This window comes from Ruegeria atlantica, assembly GCF_013033965.1.
GTDB lineage: Bacteria > Pseudomonadota > Alphaproteobacteria > Rhodobacterales > Rhodobacteraceae > Ruegeria > Ruegeria atlantica_D.
The window spans coordinates 296,564-315,456 of sequence record NZ_WQFE01000004.1 but is presented as its reverse complement, the minus strand read 5'-3'; the positions used below and the strand labels follow the sequence as shown (position 1 = coordinate 315,456).

18 protein-coding genes are annotated in these 18,893 nt (G+C 58.5%); 5 read left to right on the top strand and 13 right to left on the bottom strand.

Features of this window, described 5'->3' with window-relative positions; genetic code table 11:
- Positions 1–137 precede the first annotated feature (137 nt).
- The 7 genes from GOW16_RS10350 to GOW16_RS10320 all read right to left on the bottom strand — a co-directional run bounded on the left by GOW16_RS10350 (position 138) and on the right by GOW16_RS10320 (position 6,614).
- Entirely contained in the window at positions 138–1,448 is a 1,311-nt protein-coding gene (locus GOW16_RS10350) for a pyruvate dehydrogenase complex dihydrolipoamide acetyltransferase (RefSeq protein ID WP_170414258.1), read from the bottom strand.
- A gap of 1 nt (position 1,449) precedes the next feature.
- Positions 1,450–1,986, bottom strand: coding sequence for a hypothetical protein (locus tag GOW16_RS10345; RefSeq protein ID WP_170414255.1), 537 nt, complete (start codon positions 1,984–1,986; stop codon positions 1,450–1,452).
- 15 nt (positions 1,987–2,001) lie between these two features.
- On the bottom strand, positions 2,002–3,375 hold the full coding sequence (locus GOW16_RS10340; protein ID WP_170414252.1) for a pyruvate dehydrogenase complex E1 component subunit beta: 1,374 nt from the start codon (positions 3,373–3,375) through the stop codon (positions 2,002–2,004).
- Between the two features lie 15 nt (positions 3,376–3,390).
- On the bottom strand, positions 3,391–4,380 hold the full coding sequence (gene pdhA, locus GOW16_RS10335) for a pyruvate dehydrogenase (acetyl-transferring) E1 component subunit alpha (RefSeq protein ID WP_170414249.1): 990 nt from the start codon (positions 4,378–4,380) through the stop codon (positions 3,391–3,393).
- Positions 4,381–4,553: 173 nt separating this feature from the next.
- Complete coding sequence (locus GOW16_RS10330) at positions 4,554–4,853, bottom strand: FtsB family cell division protein (RefSeq protein WP_170414246.1); 300 nt, start codon at positions 4,851–4,853, stop codon at positions 4,554–4,556.
- Between the two features lie 165 nt (positions 4,854–5,018).
- The gene (locus tag GOW16_RS10325) at positions 5,019–5,363 is read right to left on the bottom strand and encodes a lysozyme inhibitor LprI family protein (RefSeq protein WP_170414243.1); all 345 of its coding nucleotides are present in this window, start codon (positions 5,361–5,363) and stop codon (positions 5,019–5,021) included.
- 60 nt (positions 5,364–5,423) lie between these two features.
- Positions 5,424–6,614 (bottom strand): phosphoglycerate kinase, encoded by a 1,191-nt coding sequence (locus GOW16_RS10320; RefSeq protein WP_170414240.1) that lies wholly within the window; start codon positions 6,612–6,614, stop codon positions 5,424–5,426.
- Between the two features lie 136 nt (positions 6,615–6,750).
- On the opposite strand from GOW16_RS10320, the gene GOW16_RS10315 reads away from it, so the two are divergent.
- Together GOW16_RS10315 and GOW16_RS10310 are read left to right on the top strand one after the other, a co-directional pair.
- Positions 6,751–7,257, top strand: a complete 507-nt coding sequence (locus GOW16_RS10315; RefSeq protein ID WP_155151010.1) for a peptidylprolyl isomerase — start codon at positions 6,751–6,753, stop codon at positions 7,255–7,257.
- Positions 7,250–7,798 carry a peptidylprolyl isomerase gene (locus GOW16_RS10310; RefSeq protein WP_170414237.1) on the top strand — a complete coding sequence of 183 codons (549 nt, stop codon included), beginning with the start codon at positions 7,250–7,252 and terminating at the stop codon, positions 7,796–7,798. The genes GOW16_RS10315 and GOW16_RS10310 overlap by 8 nt, the downstream gene beginning before the upstream one ends.
- Before the next feature lie 49 nt (positions 7,799–7,847).
- On the opposite strand, the gene aqpZ is transcribed toward GOW16_RS10310, so the two are convergent.
- The 6 genes from aqpZ to GOW16_RS10280 form a co-directional block, all read right to left on the bottom strand.
- Positions 7,848–8,534: an aquaporin Z gene (gene aqpZ / locus GOW16_RS10305; RefSeq protein WP_170414234.1), complete on the bottom strand. Its 687-nt coding sequence runs from the start codon at positions 8,532–8,534 to the stop codon at positions 7,848–7,850.
- A 124-nt stretch (positions 8,535–8,658) separates the two neighbouring features.
- Complete coding sequence (locus GOW16_RS10300) at positions 8,659–9,468, bottom strand: zinc-dependent peptidase (RefSeq protein ID WP_170414231.1); 810 nt, start codon at positions 9,466–9,468, stop codon at positions 8,659–8,661.
- A gap of 117 nt (positions 9,469–9,585) precedes the next feature.
- Positions 9,586–10,086 (bottom strand): bactofilin family protein, encoded by a 501-nt coding sequence (locus tag GOW16_RS10295; protein ID WP_170414228.1) that lies wholly within the window; start codon positions 10,084–10,086, stop codon positions 9,586–9,588.
- A complete protein-coding gene (locus GOW16_RS10290; protein ID WP_170414225.1) occupies positions 10,076–11,401 on the bottom strand; it encodes a DUF5930 domain-containing protein in 1,326 nt (441 codons plus the stop codon). The genes GOW16_RS10295 and GOW16_RS10290 overlap by 11 nt, the downstream gene beginning before the upstream one ends.
- 180 nt (positions 11,402–11,581) lie before the next feature.
- Complete coding sequence (locus GOW16_RS10285) at positions 11,582–12,397, bottom strand: ferritin-like domain-containing protein (RefSeq protein ID WP_170414663.1); 816 nt, start codon at positions 12,395–12,397, stop codon at positions 11,582–11,584.
- Positions 12,398–12,482: 85 nt separating this feature from the next.
- Entirely contained in the window at positions 12,483–12,944 is a 462-nt protein-coding gene (locus GOW16_RS10280) for a peroxiredoxin (RefSeq protein ID WP_170414222.1), read from the bottom strand.
- A gap of 80 nt (positions 12,945–13,024) precedes the next feature.
- Here GOW16_RS10280 and GOW16_RS10275 point away from each other — a divergent pair, with 80 nt between their 5' ends.
- The 3 genes from GOW16_RS10275 to GOW16_RS10265 all read left to right on the top strand — a co-directional run bounded on the left by GOW16_RS10275 (position 13,025) and on the right by GOW16_RS10265 (position 18,884).
- Positions 13,025–16,396: a DUF3971 domain-containing protein gene (locus tag GOW16_RS10275; RefSeq protein WP_254429731.1), complete on the top strand. Its 3,372-nt coding sequence runs from the start codon at positions 13,025–13,027 to the stop codon at positions 16,394–16,396.
- 57 nt (positions 16,397–16,453) lie between these two features.
- Entirely contained in the window at positions 16,454–17,500 is a 1,047-nt protein-coding gene (gene queA / locus GOW16_RS10270) for a tRNA preQ1(34) S-adenosylmethionine ribosyltransferase-isomerase QueA (RefSeq protein ID WP_170414216.1), read from the top strand.
- 112 nt (positions 17,501–17,612) lie between these two features.
- Positions 17,613–18,884, top strand: coding sequence for an MFS transporter (locus GOW16_RS10265; protein WP_170414212.1), 1,272 nt, complete (start codon positions 17,613–17,615; stop codon positions 18,882–18,884).
- Positions 18,885–18,893: the final 9 nt, after the last annotated feature.

Here is an 18,893-nt window from a genome sequence, read left to right as displayed (position 1 = left end):
GTCCGTGATTTTCATTCAGACAAGGTGGTTGACGGTAGGTGCCGACGCAACACGCGCGGTGATCACAAGCGCTCACATGACGGTTGTGATATGGTTGGGCCGCGCCGCTCTGGTATCGGCGCGACCCTGATTTTTCCTTAGGCCAGCATGACTATCGGGTTTTCCAGGTTGTCAACAATGGCTTGCAGTAACTGAGCGCCAAGCGCACCGTCAATGACCCGGTGATCGACTGACATGGTGACCGACATCACGGTCGCAACTGTCAGTTCACCGTCATCGCCGACAACCGGCTTTTTCAGACCAGTTCCAACCGCAAGGATACCCGCATGCGGTGGGTTCACGATGGCGTCGAAATTGTCGATGCCGAACATGCCAAGGTTCGAAACCGCGAAGGTGCCGCCCTGATATTCGTGCGGGGCCAGCTTGCGCTCACGCGCGCGACCGGCAAGGTCCTTCATCTCGGAAGACAGCGCAGACAGCGACTTGGTATCGGCGTCCTGCAGAACCGGAGTGAACAACCCGCCTTCGATAGCGACTGCGACAGCCACGTCCGAAGGTTTCAGTTGCAGAACCCGGTCACCGGCCCAAACGGCGTTACATTCGGGAACCTGTTGCAGCGCGTTGGCGACAGCCTTGATGATGAAATCGTTGACGCTCAGCTTTACGCCACGGCCTTCCAACTGCTTGTTCAACTGGCTGCGGAATTTGAGCAGCGCGTCCAGCTTGATGTCGCGACGCAGATAGAAATGCGGGATGGTCTGCTTGGCTTCGGACAGGCGGGCAGCGATGGTTTTGCGCATCCCGTCCAGCTTGATTTCTTCATAGTCGCGACCCTCGTACATCCGGGCAACAGCATCCGCGGACGGACCGGCAGGTGCTGCGGCGGCAGCGGGTGCGGCAGCGACGGGCGCGGATGCAGCAGCCGGGGCCGGGGCAGTCGCGGTTGCGCCCTCGACGTCTGCTTTCACGATCCGACCGTGCGGGCCAGATCCGGTGATCTGTGCCAGGTCCAGACCCTTCTGGGCGGCGATCCTGCGAGCCAGGGGTGATGCAAATATCCGACCGCCATCAGCCTTGGCCGGAGCCGCCGGGGCAGGGGCGGGCGCCTCGGATGCCGCTGGCGCGGCAGCCTCGTTGCCCGCGGCGGCAGCAGGAGCCGCCGCCGGCGCAGCGGCAGGGCTTGCTGCGATGTCATCGGCGCTTTCGCCGTCTTCCAGCAGCACCGCAATGGCAGTGTTGACTTTGACCCCTTCGGTGCCCTCAGGGATCAGGATCTTTCCGACTACACCTTCGTCGACGGCTTCGAATTCCATCGTGGCCTTGTCAGTTTCAATCTCGGCCAGCAGATCGCCGGACGAGACAGCGTCGCCTTCTTTGACCAGCCATTTGGCCAAAGTGCCTTCCTCCATGGTCGGCGAAAGGGCGGGCATCAGAATTTCGGTGGGCATTTTATTTCACCTCCATGGTGTCTTTTGCCGCTGGCTTTTGGTTAGTCGCATTTCCAAACTTTCGAGTGATTGCACGCAACAAACTCAAAACCTCGTATGGGATGAGTGCGCCTATCAGAGCGAAGGCGGCCAAAAGTTCCGGACTCGTTAAACTAGCGCCTCTGACTTCAAACGCACCTGCAAGAAATGCGCTGGTAACCCCCATGGAAAACCTGCCGCAAAGCGCTGACATGTCACCGATGGTGAAATCTGCGTGGTCCTTGAGGAACAAGGCACCGCCTTCGTCTAATGTGTCACCGGCCAAAGAGCCTATCAGCGATGCGATCCAGGTCGCCAGAGCCGCAATCCAAACATCATTGGGCAGACCAAAAGTGGACAAGGTACTTGCTCTTTCAGCGGTTTCGAAGCCCGAGTTCACTATCGTGAGCAACCCAAGAAACGCGAATGCGGGTACAACTACGCATCCGACTAAATTGCTCCAAAAGCGCCATCTTCCGAAAAGCTTGAGTGCTGATTCCGGGTGTTCAGTTTGTGTCATTTGCGCTTCTGTTCTTCACTTATAGGTCACTTGTTTGACTGCTGCGATCACCTCTTCGGTTGTGATCAGCGCCAGTTTCTCCAGGTTCGCGGCGTAAGGCATGGGCACGTCTTTGCCCGTGCAGTTGATGACGGGCGCATCTAGGTAGTCGAACGCTTCTTGCATCACAACGGACGAGATGTAGCCGCCGACCGAACCTTGCGGCCAGCCTTCTTCGACCGTGACCAGACGGTTGGTCTTCATCACCGAGTTGATGATTGCGCCGGTATCCATCGGGCGGATCGTGCGCAGATCAATCACCTCGGCGCTGATGCCTTCTTCGGCCAATTTGTCAGCTGCTTCAAGCGCGTATTGCATGCCGATGCCGAAGCTGACGATGGTGACGTCCGACCCTTCGCGCCAAATACGCGCCTTGCCCAGCGGGACCGTCAGATCATCCACCTGCGGCATATCGAAGGACCGGCCATAGAGGATCTCGTTTTCAAGGAAAACAACTGGGTTCGGGTCGCGGATTGCCGATTTCAGCAGACCTTTTGCATCGGCCGCCGAATAAGGCATCACTACTTTCAGACCGGGGATCTGCATATACCACGCCGCGTAATCCTGGCTGTGCTGAGCGGCCACGCGCGCGGCCGCGCCGTTTGGACCACGGAACACGATGGGGCAACCCATCTGGCCACCAGACATATAGAGCGTCTTCGCCGCTGAGTTGATGATCTGGTCGATCGCCTGCATGGCGAAGTTGAAGGTCATGAACTCGACAATCGGTTTCAGTCCGGCCATGGCGGATCCAACGGCGATGCCGGCAAAGCCGTGTTCGGTGATCGGGGTATCGATGACCCGCTTGCTGCCGAACTCGTCCAGCATGCCCTGGCTGATCTTGTAAGCGCCCTGATACTCGGCGACTTCTTCGCCCATCAGGTAAACGTCTTCGTCACCACGCATTTCTTCGGCCATCGCGTCGCGCAAGGCTTCACGCACGGTCTGCTGTTCCATCGGCGCATCTGCCGGCCAGTCCGGAGACAAGTCCACCTTCGGTGCGGCAGGAGCAGCTGCGACAGGGGCGGGGGCCTCTGCCGCCGCTGGGGCGGCCTCGGCCACCGCCGCGGCTGCAGGTGCAGCCGCCGGAATGGCCGAGGCGTCTTCGCCTTCTTCAACCAGCACCGCGATAGGGGTGTTCACCTTCACCCCTTCGGTGCCTTCAGCGATCAGGATCTTAACAACGATGCCTTCATCAACAGCTTCGAATTCCATCGTCGCCTTGTCGGTTTCGATCTCGGCCATGATGTCGCCGCTTGATACGGTGTCGCCTTCCTTGACCAGCCACTTGGCCAGCGTGCCCTCTTCCATCGTGGGCGAAAGGGCGGGCATGAGAATTTCGGTTGCCATGTCTTATTCGTCCTCTCAGGCGTAAATGTCGGTCCAGAGCTCTTCCACGGAAGGCTCGGGGCTGTCTTTCGAGAATTCGGCGGCTTGATTGACGATCTCTTTGATCTCTTTGTCGATCGCCTTCAGGTCATCCTCGGTCGCGTGTTTGCCGGTCAGCAGCAGCTCGCGCACATGTTCGATCGGGTCGCTTTGTTCGCGAACCTTCTGAACCTCTTCGCGGGTGCGGTATTTGGCCGGGTCGGACATCGAGTGGCCGCGGTAGCGGTAGGTCTTGATCTCAAGGATGTAGGGGCCTTTGCCCGCGCGACAGTGCGCGACAGCCTTTTCGCCAGCGGCCTTGACCGCCAGCACATCCATGCCGTTGACGATCTCACCCGGGATGCCGAACGCTTCGCCGCGGTGGTAGATATCCTTGGTCGATGTCGAGCGCGCCTGCGCGGTGCCCATGGCGTATTGGTTGTTCTCGATCACGAACACCACCGGCAAATCCCACAGGGCGGCCATGTTGAAGGTTTCATAGACCTGGCCCTGGTTCGCGGCGCCGTCACCGAAATAGGTGAATGTCACGCGTCCGTTGCCCTTGTACTTGTCGGCAAATGCCAGACCGGCACCCAGCGGCACCTGTGCGCCAACGATGCCGTGGCCGCCATAGAAATGCTTTTCTTTCGAGAACATGTGCATCGAGCCGCCCTTGCCCTTGGAAAGGCCTCCGATGCGTCCGGTCAGTTCGGCCATCACGCCACCCGGATCCATGCCACAGGCCAGCATGTGACCGTGGTCGCGGTAGGAGGTAATACGCTTGTCACCCTCTTCGGCAGCAGCTTCGAGGCCGACAACAACAGCCTCCTGACCGATGTAGAGGTGGCAGAAACCGCCAATCAGACCCATGCCATACAGTTGACCGGCCTTTTCCTCGAATCGGCGGATCAGCAACATCTCACGGTAATATTCGGTAAGTTCTTCCGCAGAAACATTTGGTTTCTTTGTGGTTTTTCGCGCAGCCATAGTGGCGATCTCCCCCTCTCGGCAAGATAGTTTAGCGTTAAACTATTTCATAAAGCATTTCCTGCTCTCTGGCGAGTGGAAATGTGACGCTGCGTAGGGCAATCGACGCCCATATGGTCACAAAACGCGAGTGAATTGCGTCATGGATTTGTCAACGAAATCCGATCAGAGGATCAGCGGATGACGATTTCATCCGAGCGGATCATGCCCAGCACGGAACGCGCCTGTTGATCAAGAAGATCAAGATCGAGATAGGTGTCCGACAAGCGTCGCGTCAGGTTTTCCATCTCTGCGATCTCGGCGTCAAGCCGTGCCAAGTCGCGCGACAGGGCGTCCCGTTCCGCTGCAATTTCGACCCGCCGGAACAGGCCATAATCGCCTTGCACGGCAGCGAAGGTGAAATAAACACCCAGCATGAAAGCCACCATGAAAAATGCAACTGCGCCCAAACCGGGCCGATGGGAACGGGACACTCTGTTTACCGCCGTATGAAGTCTGCCTCAATAATGTGCCCTTTTCGGACATCTGCCAGCACTATGTCACAGGTGATTCGGCTTGTGAATCCCTTGATTCGCACTTTTTGATAATCGACGAAGAAATGTGTGTGGTCTGGGGGGGCAGAGCCGGGGACAACCACATTATTGCCAGGCTGCAAGCTCTTGATTGCGCTTTAGAGCTTGTTCTTCCATGCAAGCCCAATAGAGCATCGGGGCCGCGCTGCCATCGCTGTCTAGCTCGGGGTCACAGGTCGCGTCACGGTGTTTCAACCAGGCGCGTTGTTGGGTCAGCAGGGCTTGCCCGTCGCCGCGCGCGTCGGCGGTTGGCTTGATCTCGGACCAAAGGCGGTTCAGCTCTCGATCCGCGACCTCCCATTTTTCCTTGGCACAAAAATTGAGATCAAGCTGAGTTTGCCCGTCGCAATGGGATTGTGCGAAGGCGGCCGAAGGTAGAAGCAAGACAGAAATGACGGCAACGGCTTTCATGGCCAATCTCCCGTTTTAGGCGGGGTGTACCATAGACGCCGATTGCCAACCAAAGCGGGGTTACTGATCCAGCGCGGCAACGCCGGGCAGGGTCTTGCCTTCCATCCATTCCAGGAACGCGCCACCAGCTGTCGAGATGTACGAGAAATCCTTTGCAGCGCCCGATGCGTTCAGCGCTGCGACCGTATCACCGCCGCCTGCAACCGATACAAGCTGCCCGGAGCGTGTCAGCGCAGCCGCTTTCAGCGCTGCTGCGTTGGTCGCGGCATCAAAAGGCTCGATTTCGAATGCACCTAGCGGGCCGTTCCAGATCAGGGTTTGGCTTTTCTCAAATATCTCAGTGATCATCGCGACGGTTTCCGGCCCAGCGTCAAGGATCATGCCGTCTTCGGGGCATTGATCGACAGGAAGGATCTGAGTGGGAGCGTTGGCCTCGAACTTTTCGGCGACTACGATGTCACGGGGCAGGATGATCTGGCAGCCGGTTGTTTCGGCCTTGGACAGAATTTCGGCAGCCGTATCTTTCATCGCGGTTTCTGCCAGCGACTTGCCGACGTTTATGTCTTGGGCGACAAGGAAAGTGTTCGCCATGCCCCCGCCGATGATCAGGTAATCCACCTTTTCGATCAGGTTGCCCAGCAGGTCCAGCTTGGTCGAAACCTTGGCGCCGCCGACGACGGCAGTGACAGGACGTTTGGGCGAGCCAAGCGCGGCTTCCAGCGCGCTCAGCTCTTGCTGCATCAGACGGCCCGCACAGGCGGGCAGAAGACGGGCCAGTGCTTCGGTTGAGCTGTGCGCGCGGTGCGCGGCTGAGAAGGCATCATTGCAGTACACATCGCCCATCTTGGCCATGCCGGCGGCCAATTCCGGGCTATTCTTGGTTTCTGAAGCGTGAAAGCGTGTGTTTTCCAACAAAAGCACTTCGCCCGCGCCCAAGTTGGCCGCTGCAGTTTCCGCCTCAATCCCGACGCAGTCATCGCCAAATCGCACCCTGGTGCCAAATGCGGTCTCGAGCGTCGGAACAAGCTGCTTTAGCGAGAGGTTCTGGCGGCGTTCGCCACCTGGACGCCCGAAATGCGCCAGCAGGATGGGCTTGCCGCCAGCAGCCAGAATGTCCCTCACGGTCGGCACGATGCGCTCGATCCGGGTGGCGTCTGTCACGACCCCGTCGACCACCGGGACGTTGATGTCCACGCGCACCAGCACGCGTTTGCCGTTCAGGTCCATGTCGTCCAGTGTTTTCCAGCCCATCGCGCAATCCTCGACAAATTTGAAAGTGACTTAGGCGGTTCTTTTCCTGCATTTTGCCGTCAGGTCAATGCGTCACTTGGCATTCCGGTGCCCTGCGCATAGGTATTTGCGCAAGATAAAACGACAGGAGGGCCTCATGGCCGAAATCAAGGATCCCGAAAACACAATCATCGTCGAGCTCAAGGACGGCAATGTCGTCATCGAACTGTTGCCCGATGTGGCACCCCAGCACAGCGCGCGGATGAAAGAACTGGCGCGGGCTGGCGAGTACGACAACGTGGCCTTTCACCGTGTGATCGACGGCTTCATGGCGCAGACTGGCGACGTACAGCATGGCGACATGGAAGACGGGTTCAACCTGCGTATGGCGGGCACCGGCGGGTCGTCGCTGCCGAACGTCCCGGCCGAGTTCTCCAAGCTGCCCCACGATCGCGGTACTCTGGGTGCGGCCCGTTCGCAGAACCCGGACTCGGCCAACTCGCAGTTCTTCATCAACTTCAAGGACAACCACTTCCTGAACGGCCAGTACACCGTGTATGGCCGCGTCATCGACGGGATGGAGCATGTTGATGCCATCGTCCGTGGCGAGCCGCCGATGAGCCCTGACCGCATGATCAGCGTCAAGGTGGCCGCAGATGTATAAACTGGCCGCAGCATTTACCCTGTTGGCCAGCCCTGCGCTGGCCACAGGCCTTGAGGTCGAGATCGAAGGCGAGGGTGCCAATGGCACCGTCACAATCGACCTGTTCGATGATATTGCCCCAAAACATGTCGAGCAGATCTCTGCTCTGGCTGCCGAAGGCAAATATGATGGCGTCGTGTTTCACCGCGTGATTGACGGCTTCATGGCTCAGACCGGTGATGTTGAGCATGGCCGTCTGGGCGGCGACTTGCGACGCGCTGGCACCGGTGGCTCTGACCGCGCGGACCTTCCGGCCGAATTTTCGGATTTCGAATTCGACCGGGGTGTTGTCGGCATGGCGCGGGCGCAAGATCCCAACAGCGCCAACTCGCAGTTCTTCATCATGTTCGAACCGGGCCCGTTCCTGAACGGCCAGTACACGGTTGTTGGTCAGGTAACCGGCGGTATGGACGTGGTTGACGCGATCAAACGCGGTGAGGGTCAGAACGGCGCTGTGATCGGCCAGCCGGACGTGATGAAAAAGGTCACCGTCACCGAATAAAAAAACGCCCCGGCGCTGATCGCGTCGGGGCGTTCCATTGCTGAGTGGTCTAATCGTCGCTCATCGCTTTCCAGATCAACGCGCCAATTGCGCCGCCGATCAAAGGTGCCACCCAGAACAACCAGAGCTGCCCAAGAGCAGGGGCGTCCGCGAACAGCGCAACCCCGGTGGACCGGGCCGGATTGACCGATGTGTTCGTCACCGGGATCGAGATCAGGTGGATCAGCGTCAATCCAAGACCGATAGCAATGGGACCGAACCCGGCTGGTGCGCCGTTGGATGTGGCGCCCAGGATGATGATGATGAAGAATGCGGTCATGACGATTTCGATCACCAGCGCGGACATCAGCGAATAGCCTTCAGGTGACGCCTCGCCATAGCCGTTTGAGGCAAACCCACCCACGCCTTCAAATCCGGGCGCGCCGCTGACGATCAGGTAAAGAACTGCCGCGGCGGCAATCGCGCCGATGACCTGAGCGATCCAATAGGGGATAAGATCCTTTGCTGGAAACCGCCCTCCGATCATCAGCCCAAGGCTGACCGCGGGATTGAAATGACCGCCCGAGATATGCCCAACGGCATAGGCCATCGTCAAAACGGTCAGACCAAAAGCAAAGGAAACGCCCAGCCAGCCGATTCCTACATCGGCTACACCGGCGGCCAGCACGGCGCTGCCGCAACCGCCCAGAACCAACCAGAACGTGCCGAAGAACTCGGCCATGAGTTTTGATGACATGAAAAACCCTCCTGAAAACACTGATTTAAGACTAATTCGAAAATGATAATTTGTGAAATGTTTGGATAAGGGGAAATTTTACGAGCAGTGGTCAGGAGTGAGGCGTTTAGGGGGCTATACACGCCTAACCCCAGGTAACCGGGTCCAGGCGAAACAGTTTGGCAAGTTGGTCATAAACCTCTGGCGCTTCAGATTTCAGGTCGCGCGGCTTTTCAAAAAAGACCTCAACTGAAACGGCAAAGAATTCTTCGTGCCCCGTCGCGCCGTATGCATCGATGACGGTAGACCGCCCACTTTCCACGGCACGGACAAGGGTGTCATAGGCTGCTAGAAACACACGCTCCCATTCGGCAAAACTCTGCCCGTCACTCAGGATCGGGACACCGTTGGTGCCGCCCGACAGGTCGTCGATCTGGTGGGCGAACTCATGCAGCACGACGTTCTGTCCGTCATGGTCGTTCAGCGCGCCCAGCTTGCTGTGGGTCCAGGACAGGATAACCGGTCCACGGTCCCAGCTTTCACCGGTGCGCACGATCTCTTTCTCACTGACGACGTAACCATCCTGCCGACGCTGCCGCGATTTGAACGCGTCAGGATAGATCAAGATCGTTGTCAGGTGATCGTACCAAAGATCGCTGTTCACAATAAGCAAACAAGCCTGAGCTGCGATGGCCAACTCCATCTCTTCGGTCACCTCCAACCCGTCGCAGCCATAGAAACGAACCTGATCCAGAAACAAGTTCACTTTGCCATCCAGCTTGACGCGCAGGTCCAGGGGCAATCGCCTGACTAGCGGCACCTGCTGTTCGATGAGGATGCGCTGCTCGTCGGTCAGGGGCGTGGACAAAAGCTGTTGGCGCGCCCTGGATTTGGACCGGTAGCGGTACAGTACGAAACCAAAGATTAACGCCAACGCTATGAAAAAGAACAACATGGGCGTCACTATACGGACCCGCCGGGCGGTTGGAACCGGAAAACCTAACCATCCACGTCAAACGAAAAACGCCGCAGGTTTTCCTGCGGCGCTTGCAACAATGAACAGTGGTCCGCGTTACTGCTTGACCTCGGCTGCCGGGTTTGCACCCGCCTTGCCGCTGCGGCCCGGGTTCAGGGGGTCGTCCTGACGCTGAACCGAACCTTCGAAATGCGCGCCGCTTTCGATCGCGATGGTCTTGTGGATGATGTCGCCTTCGACACGTGCGGTCGAGGTCAGGCGCACTTTCAGACCACGGACGCGGCCCACGATACGGCCATTGATCACCACGTCGTCGGCGGTGACTTCGCCTTTGATGGTCGCGGTCTCACCGATTGTCAGCAGATGCGCACGGATGTCGCCTTCGACAGTGCCTTCGACCTGGATATCGCCCGAGGTCTTCAGATTGCCCGTGATGTGCAGGTCCGAGGACAGAACCGACGCTGGCGGCTTGGGCTTGGGCGCGGTGCTGGCTTTGGTTTCTGCCGGTGCAGGGGCAGCCGGAGTCGCCGGAGCAGCAGGTTTTGCCGCCTCGGGTGCATTGGATGCGGGCTCGTTGATTTTGCTCTTAGAAAACATTTCTCGCAGCCTTGATGTAAGTCATTGGGTTAACAGGTTTTCCGTTCACGCGTACTTCATAGTGCAGATGCGTGCCGGTCGACCGTCCGGTGCTACCCATATCAGCAATATGATCCCCGCGCGAGACCCTTTGACCAACCTTCACGCGTATCTTCGTGTTATGGGCATAAAGTGTCTCAATTCCGAACGCGTGTTTGATTTTTACCAGCCGTCCGAACCCGGACTGCCAGCCAGCATGGGTGACCACACCGTCGGCGGTGGCAAAAATATCGGTGCCATGGGCACCGGCAAAATCAGCGCCGTTGTGCATGCGGCGACCGCCTGTCTTGGGGTCACGGCGCGTCCCGAAGCCGCTCGTAAATCGTACGATGGCGTTGACGGGGCTTGCAAACGGCGCCTTCTCTGCTGCAATTCGATACAGGTTCAACTGATCCATCTGTTGCAACAGAGCATTTGCGCGGATCTCGTCGGGGGTCAGGTCCTCACCGCGCGTGCTGAAAGAGATAGGGGTTAGGGGGCCGCCCATGCCACTATAGCCGCGGCGGACTTCTTCGATGATGCGGTCGGTGGGCATGCCGGCCTTTCGGAACATCTTGTCCAGTGGTTCGACCGAGATGACCATCGCCTCTTCCAACTGGCGGAAGATCTCGTCGCTGCGTTCCTGCATCAACCGGATTTCCAGCTCAAGGTCGTCACGCTGTTCCAGGGCGTTCTTGGCATCGGCGGCAATCTGGTCCCGCTCCTCGGCGGTGCGGGACAATGCCTCGGTCATAAAGTTCATCTGCTCGGGGTTGCCAGCGGCGGCCAGATACATGTCGCCTTCGCCGGCTTCCTGCTGCAGCTTGACCAACTCTGTCCGCGCTTCTTCGCGCTGTTTCATTGTTGCGCGCAGTGTGGTCTGGATGACGTCGATGCCGGTTTCCAGCTCGCGGCGGCGGTTTTCCGATGCCAGCAGTTCAGACTGCATCGCCGAAATCTGCTCGAGCGCTGCGTTGAACCGATCCTGTGCGGCCAACGCCTCTTGCGCGCGGACATCCCGTTCCGCGGACATGATGTTCAGACGTTCCTGATAGGTCGCCTGATCACGCTTGGCCTGTTCCCGGAAGTTGCCCGACCCGATGCTGTCCATCAGCAGGATCGCAGTCGCAACGGCTGTCCACCCAACGAACAGCGCTACGCCAGCGACAGCAACAACCTGCGTTTCCGAACTGAGTCGAATGAATCGCGTATCGTTATCCGATTTCAGAAAGACGCGGCGTTCGGGAAAATGCCGCTCGAATAATGAGTGTAATTTGATTGCCAGACGTGTTCTCACGCGTCCTACCTCTCCATCCCCAAAGATCGGGAGCGGTCGTGAGTGATAGCCGTCCCTTGGGCGAAGTGCATAGAGGCAGAGGCGACTTTGGGCAAGTTTGTTAACAATTCGACCTTGCGTTACAGGTTTTTGTCGCCGATTCTAGGCGGGAAATTGCCGATAACGTCAACTTGAGCATGTTTATTGCGCCTGTCCCGGCAATGGCAGGTCTTCCGTCAAGGGCCAGTAGAAATCCGGGGGGAGTCCTGCCTCGGCTCGTTTTTCTTCATTAAACGGTGGTTTCAGGACACCATGGAAGTAGCGACGCACCAACTGGTGGAATACATCCTTCGGGTCGGCATTTTCGCGCCCACACAAGAAGTGGAACCACTTTGAACCATAAGCGACGTGACCCACTTCTTCGGCATAGATGACTTCGAGCGCGGCAATTGCCTGTTCGGCTTTTGCTTTGCGGAATATGTCGATCATGCCGGGCGTCACGTCCAGCCCGCGGGCCTCCAGGACCATGGGGACAACCGCAAGTCGGCCCATCAGGTCTTCGGCAGTGTCTTCGGCGGCGCGCCACATTCCGGCATGCGCAGGCAGGGCGCCATAGTGGCTGCCCATGCTTTCCAGACAATCGCAGACCATCTCGAAATGCCGCGACTCTTCCTCGGCGCATTTGACCCAGTCATCATAGAAACCGATTGGCATCGGCACGTGACCGAACCGCGCGATGATGTCCCAATGCAGGTCGACGGCGTTCAGCTCGATATGCGCAACTGCGTGAAGCAGGGCGATACGCCCGGCCTCGGTTCCGGGCTTGCGCTTTGGAACCTCACGCGGCGACAGCAGCTCGGGCTTTTCCGGGCGGGCAGGGCTCAGCGGCGGAGTTGCGGTCCCGACCTCAATCTCAGGCGCGTCGCCCTTGCGCGATGCGAACCAGGCAGCTGCGTGACGCTTGGACAAGTTGGTCTTTTCCCGACCATCCGCCGTTGTCAGAACTTCGGTCGCCATCTGGGTCAGTGTTTTGGGCACTGCGTTGCCTCCGCTGATTGAGATAGGCGGCTCTTAAACCGGATGGCGACCGTGGTCGAGAGCGCTATAGGCTGCGCACTGCCTCAAGAACCTCGTCCACATGGCCGGGGACTTTGACCTTGCGCCAGACTTTTACAATCTTGCCGTCGCCGTCGATCAGGAAGGTCGATCGCTGAATGCCCATCGATTTTTTGCCGTACATGTTCTTTTCGACCCAGACGCCATAGTCTTCGCAGACCGAAGCCCCTTCGTCCGACAGCAGCGGAGTGGTCAGGCCGTGCTTGGCAACAAACTTGTCATGCTTGGCAATGCTGTCCCGCGAAATGCCGAAAACTTGAGCGCCTGCATCACCAAACTCCTGAAGTTGTTCCGAGAAACCGATGGATTCCTTGGTGCAGCCCGGCGTATCATCGCGGGGGTAGAAAAACAGAACGACGGTACCGCCGCGCAGGTCCGATAGGGTCACTTCGCCGCCGCCGTCGCGGGGTAATGTGAAATCAGGGGCGATGTCTGTTACGTCGGGCATTGGAAACTCCGCTAAAGGATTTTAAGTGCTGCCCGGCATAATAGGGCGACGCGAGCGGGTTGAAAGACTTGGATAAAAAATTGGCTCAGCACGAAGACGCAAGTGGCGACCGGCCCGAGACGCCTGTCCGCCGCCGGTCACGCCGTCGTATTGCCGCGCGCTGGAGCATTGGATCCTTGTTGTTGCTGTGCCTGCTGGCTGGCGCAGGGTGGTTCTTTCTGATCGGGAAACAGCTGCACGCGCCGGAATGGGTTACGCAAAGGGTAGAAGAACGCCTTGAACGCAGCCTTGGTGGATTGAAATTCACCTTTGGGGACGCCAGCTTTATCGTCAATGAAAACTGGCGTCCGCGTATCCGGTTGACGGACGTGACCATCAGCGATGCGGCAGGGCAGCAGATCGCTCAGGTTTCGGATCTGCGGACCCGTCTGTCGATGCGCGAATTGCTGCGCGGTAAGATCAGACCCCGACGGATTGTTTTGCGTGGCGCGCAGATCGCATTGACCCGTGGCATGGACGGCGCACTTTCGCTGACTGTTGGGTCGGGCAGTACTCCGGTGCAAAAGGCCCCGACGCTGGCACAGCTCATCGAGGAATCGGATGATGTGTTCCTGTCGCCGTTTCTGTCGGGTTTGAGGTCGGTGGATCTGGAATCGCTTACGTTGGACTATCAGGACTTGCGGCTTGGGAAGGCGTGGGTGTTTGACGGCGGACATATCTCGATCGTCCGGGACGGGGATGAAATGCGTCTGGCGACCGGCTTTTCAGTGCTGACCGGACGCGATTACGCCAGCACGATCGAGGCGAACTATACCAGCGTTCTTGGCACCCCTCAGGCGAGTTTTGGGGTTTCGATTACCGATCTTCCCGCGGAAGACATTGCCACTCAAAGCGTTGCGCTGGCCTGGTTGCAGGTGCTCAAAGCACCGATTTCCGGCGCTTTGCGGGGCAGCGTTGATGGGCAGGCCGCGTTGGGTCCGCTTTTTGCGACGCTGAATCTCGGTGAGGGTGTCCTGCAACCCACGCCTGAAACGCGCCCGATCCGTTTCGAATCTGCGCGGGCGTATTTTACTTATGATCCTGCGCGGCAGGTTCTGGACTTTAACGAAGCTTCGGTTGTTTCGGATCTGGGCGCGGTACAGGCCGAAGGCAAGGCTTATCTCAATGGTGTCGAAAATGGCGTTCTCGAAAGCCTGACGGCCCAATTGACCCTGAGCAGCATCGACATATACCCCGGTGGCCTTTTCCCGGAATCACTGGAAACGGCACGGGCGGAACTGGACTTTCAGATGAAGCTTTCTCCGTTCGAGCTGCGGCTGGGGCAGATGACCATCACGGATGCCCTGCACGAGTTGCACGCGTCGGGCAAGCTTAGTGGACGCCCCGACGGTTGGGACGTCGAGCTGGACGCGCAACTGGACAAGATGGGGTCCGAAAACCTGTTGCGGTACTGGCCCGAGGCACTGGCACCGAACCCACGAAAATGGGTTTCGGAGAACCTGTACGAAGGTCAGTTTTCGGATGTGGAATTTTCACTGCGTTTGCATCCCGGCAGCAAGCCGGATCTCTATCTCGGTCTTGGGTTTGAGAAGGCCAAGATCCGTTTCGCCAAGACCTTACCGCTGATCCAGGACGGGCAGGGCCGCCTAAGCCTGTTGAAAAACCGCTTTACGGTCACGGCTGAAAAGGGGGTTGTTTTCGCTGATCAGGGTGGCGCGGTAGACGCCTCGGGAACTTCGTTCATTATCCCTGATACGACGGCCAAGGACGGAACGCCCGCGATTGCCCGGATCGAGGCGCGTGGCAGCGTCGAGGCGGCCCTGTCGCTTCTGGACCGACCGCCACTAAGCCTGATGAGCAAAGCCAAGTTGCCGGTCGATCTGGCGGCAGGCGAAATTGGCTTGTCCGGCACCTTGTCATTGCCTTTGAAAAAAGGGCTGAAATTTCAGGATACCGAGTTCCACTACACCGGCGAGATCGACAATGTCCAAAGCGATAAGCTTGTCCCCGGCTTTTCTGTGAGTGCCGATCTTTTGAACCTGTCCGGCAATCAGACCGAGGTGAAGATCGACGGCTATGGTTTGTTCGGTCAGGTGCCGATGCAGGCGTCGTGGCGTCAGCAGATCGGAGGAGATGGACCGCAGCGCAGCCAGCTAACTGGCCAGATCGAATTGTCGCCGGCGCTGATGAGCGAACTGAAAGTACCGCTGCCGACGGGCATGCTGACGGGAAAAGGCACTGCTGAGATCACCGTGGGCATCGGCGCGGATGAACCCGTAAAACTCTCGGCCACCTCGAACCTTGCCGGGGTCGGGATGGCGATCCCAGAACTTGGTTGGCGCAAAGGGACGGGCGCGACCGGAAAGATGACGCTGGATGCCACCTTGGGTGAAAAGCCCAACGTGGACGACCTTACACTTGATGTGGCTGGACTGCGCACTTCAGGCTCGATTTCCTTCCGGGACGGGGGTGTTTTCGACCGGATGCGGTTCAGTTCCTTTGATCTGGGCAACTGGCTGGCCGTTCCGGCTGAATTGATCAACACCGGCGGTCCTGTTCCCAATATTGTCGTTCAGGGCGGTGTCATGAATTTGGGTCGTGCAACTTTTGGCGAGGGCGGCAGTGGCGGAGGGTCCGGCCAGGGTCCAAGGATCGATGTCCTGTTGGACCGACTTCAGGTGACTGAAGATATTGCGCTGACCGGGTTCCGGGGTGCGTTTCAGACCACGGGGGGCGTGAATGGCACGTTTACCGCGAACGTGAACGGCGGTACGGCGGTCAGCGGTCAGGTGACACCGCGCAACAGCCGTAGTGCCGTGAACATAAAATCAAAGGACGCGGGGGCCGTGTTGCGGTCCGCGGGCGTGATCACGCAGGCGCGGGGCGGCAGTCTTGATCTGCAGTTGGAACCGGTCGGCGCACCAGGGCACTATGATGTGATCCTCCAAATCCTGAACACGCGCATTACCGATGCTCCCGCAATGGCCGCGCTGCTGGACGCAATCAGTCTTGTTGGTCTTTTGGACGAGATGACCGGGCAGGGGATCTTCTTCTCGACCATCGACAGCCGAATGCGGATCACCCCGACCGAGATCAAAGTCCTTAGTGGCAGCGCCGTTGGCCCGTCCATCGGCTTGTCCTTTGACGGGACGATTGACACGGTTGCGGGCATGCTGAACCTGCGGGGCGCGATCTCGCCTATCTATCTGGTGAATGCCATCGGAAGCGTGTTTACGAAAAAGGGTGAAGGGATCATTGGCTTCAATTACAGGCTGACCGGACCACTTTCCAAGCCAAAGGTTTCGGTAAACCCGCTGTCAGGTCTTGCGCCACTGTTCCTGCGCAACCTGTTGCGGGCACCGCCGCCGACCGTATCAGATGGTCCCAACGCGCAGCCCAGAAAGCCGGATGAACCCAAAAGGACTTTTGGTTCTCCGCCAAGGGACAATTGACCCAAAACACCAGAATGAGCTGTTGCCGATTTCGGTGTGGAATTGTATGGCGCGGCTATGAAGCTCAGCGATTTTGATTTCCATCTGCCAGAAGACCGGATTGCCACACGCCCCGCCAGCCCGCGCTCATCCGCGCGGCTTCTTGTGGCCAATGGTGATGCGATCTCGGACGCGCATGTCTTTGACCTGCCGGACTGGCTGCAGCCCGGCGACCGGTTGGTGCTGAATGACACACGCGTCATCCCCGCGCGCCTGAACGGACGGCGCCATCGCGACAGCGCGCAAGGGCCAGTGTCTGCTGCGATTGAGGCGACATTGCTGGACCCGCAAGCTGATGGCACATGGGCGGCCCTGATCAAACCGCTAAAGAAGGTGAAACTGGGCGAAGACATTCAGTTCTCGGATCAGCTTAGCGCCACGCTTGTGCGGGTCGAGGACGGTCAGGCCTATCTGCGGTTCAATCTGTCGGGTGACGATTTCGATGCCGCGCTGGAGCAGGCCGGGGCAATGCCTCTGCCGCCTTATATCGCGGCCAAGCGGCCGGCGGATGAGCAGGACAAGACGGATTACCAGACAATCTGGGCCCGAAATTCCGGAGCGGTCGCCGCTCCGACGGCGTCGCTGCATTTTGATGAGGTGTTGATGCAGGCGCTGGGCGCGCGTGGCGTCGCGTTCACTCATGTCACCCTGCACGTTGGCGCGGGCACATTTCTGCCGGTCAAGGTCGAGGACGTGACGACCCACAAGATGCACGCGGAATGGGGCAGCGTCAGCGCCGCCGCCGCGCAAGAGATCCGCGATACCAAAACCGCTGGCGGCAGGGTCATCCCGGTTGGCACAACTGCGTTGCGTCTGATCGAAAGCGCGGGCCGTTCAGGTCAGATCGAACCGTGGGAAGGCGAGACCGATATCTTCATCTATCCCGGCTTTCAGTTCCACGTTACCGATGCGCTGATGACCAATTTCCATCTGCCGAAATCCACCTTGTTGATGCTGGTGTCAGCCCTGATGGGGCAGGAGCGTATGCGACGGGTTTATGCGCATGCGATTGAACAGAATTACCGGTTCTTCTCGTACGGGGATGCGTCGCTTTTGATCCCGTAAGGGGCGTGTTGTCGGGATCGAATCCTTCCAATGTCGTAGACAAGCATGACCAAAGCCGTTTTTGATTGCAAAACGGTGTGACAGTTTAGGTCGGAAAGTTTCGGAGGCCCCAATGATCCAGGTCCTATCCAGCGCATGGGCGCTTTTGCTCGGTATGGGCCTGTTGATGGTCGGAAACGGCCTGCAGGGGACGATCCTGGGTGTCCGTGGTGAGATCGAGGGATATTCGACCCTTCAGATGTCGTTTGTGATGTCCGCCTATTTTGTAGGCTTTCTGGGCGGATCGCGCTTTGCGCCCGAAATGATCCGGCGTGTCGGGCACGTACGGGTCTTTGCGGCGCTGGCGTCGTTTATTTCCGCCGTGATGATCATGTATCCGCTGATGACCGACCCGATTATCTGGATTCTTGGTCGTGTCGTGATCGGGTTCTGCTTTTCCGGAGTGTACGTTACTGCGGAAAGCTGGCTCAACAACGCAGCCAGCAACGAGAACCGCGGTCAGGCGTTGTCTCTTTACATGATCTTCCAGATGACCGGGATCATCAGCGCACAGGGCCTGGTCTTGGTGGGCGATCCGGCTGGATTCGACACCTTTGTCATCGCCTCGATCCTGGTTTCGGTCTCTTTTGCGCCCATTCTCCTGTCGATCTCGCCAACACCTGCGTTTGACACAACCAAGCCGATGACGCTGCGCGAATTGTTCGGGTATTCGCCATTAGGCTGTGTTGGCATGTTTCTTCTGGGTGGCGTGTTCTCAGCCCAGTTCGGGATGGCGTCGGTATACGGCGCCCGTGCGGGCCTGACATTGGTCGAGATTTCGACTTTTGTTGCGGCTTTCTATGTTGGCGCTCTGGTCTTGCAGTATCCGCTGGGTTGGATGTCCGACCGCATGGATCGCCGTTTCCTGATTATGCTTGTTGCTGGGGTTGGAGGCTGCGCGGCCATTGCGGGTATGCTGTTCGGAGTGACGTTCCCAATCCTTCTGGGCGCAGCCTTCGTGATCGGCGGCATGTCGAACCCTCTGTATTCACTGCTGATTGCCCATGCGAATGACTTCCTGGAGCACGAGGACATGGCCGCAGCCTCAGGGGGGCTATTGTTCATCAACGGCCTCGGGGCGATCGCGGGCCCGCTGATCACAGGCTGGCTTATGGGGGATGCGGTCTTTGGTCCCTCAGGTTTTTTCCTGTTCATTGCCGCTCTGCTGGTCACGATGGCTGCTTACGCGATGTATCGCATGACGCAACGCGCCGCGATCCCGATTGACGAAACTGGCACAATGTCCCCGGTCTATCCAACAGCGTCGCCTGTTGCGCTTGAAGTCGCGCAGGAAGTGGCCATTGAGGCCGCGGAAGCCGAGCAGGAAGCGCAAGATGTTGCCTAGGACACAGAT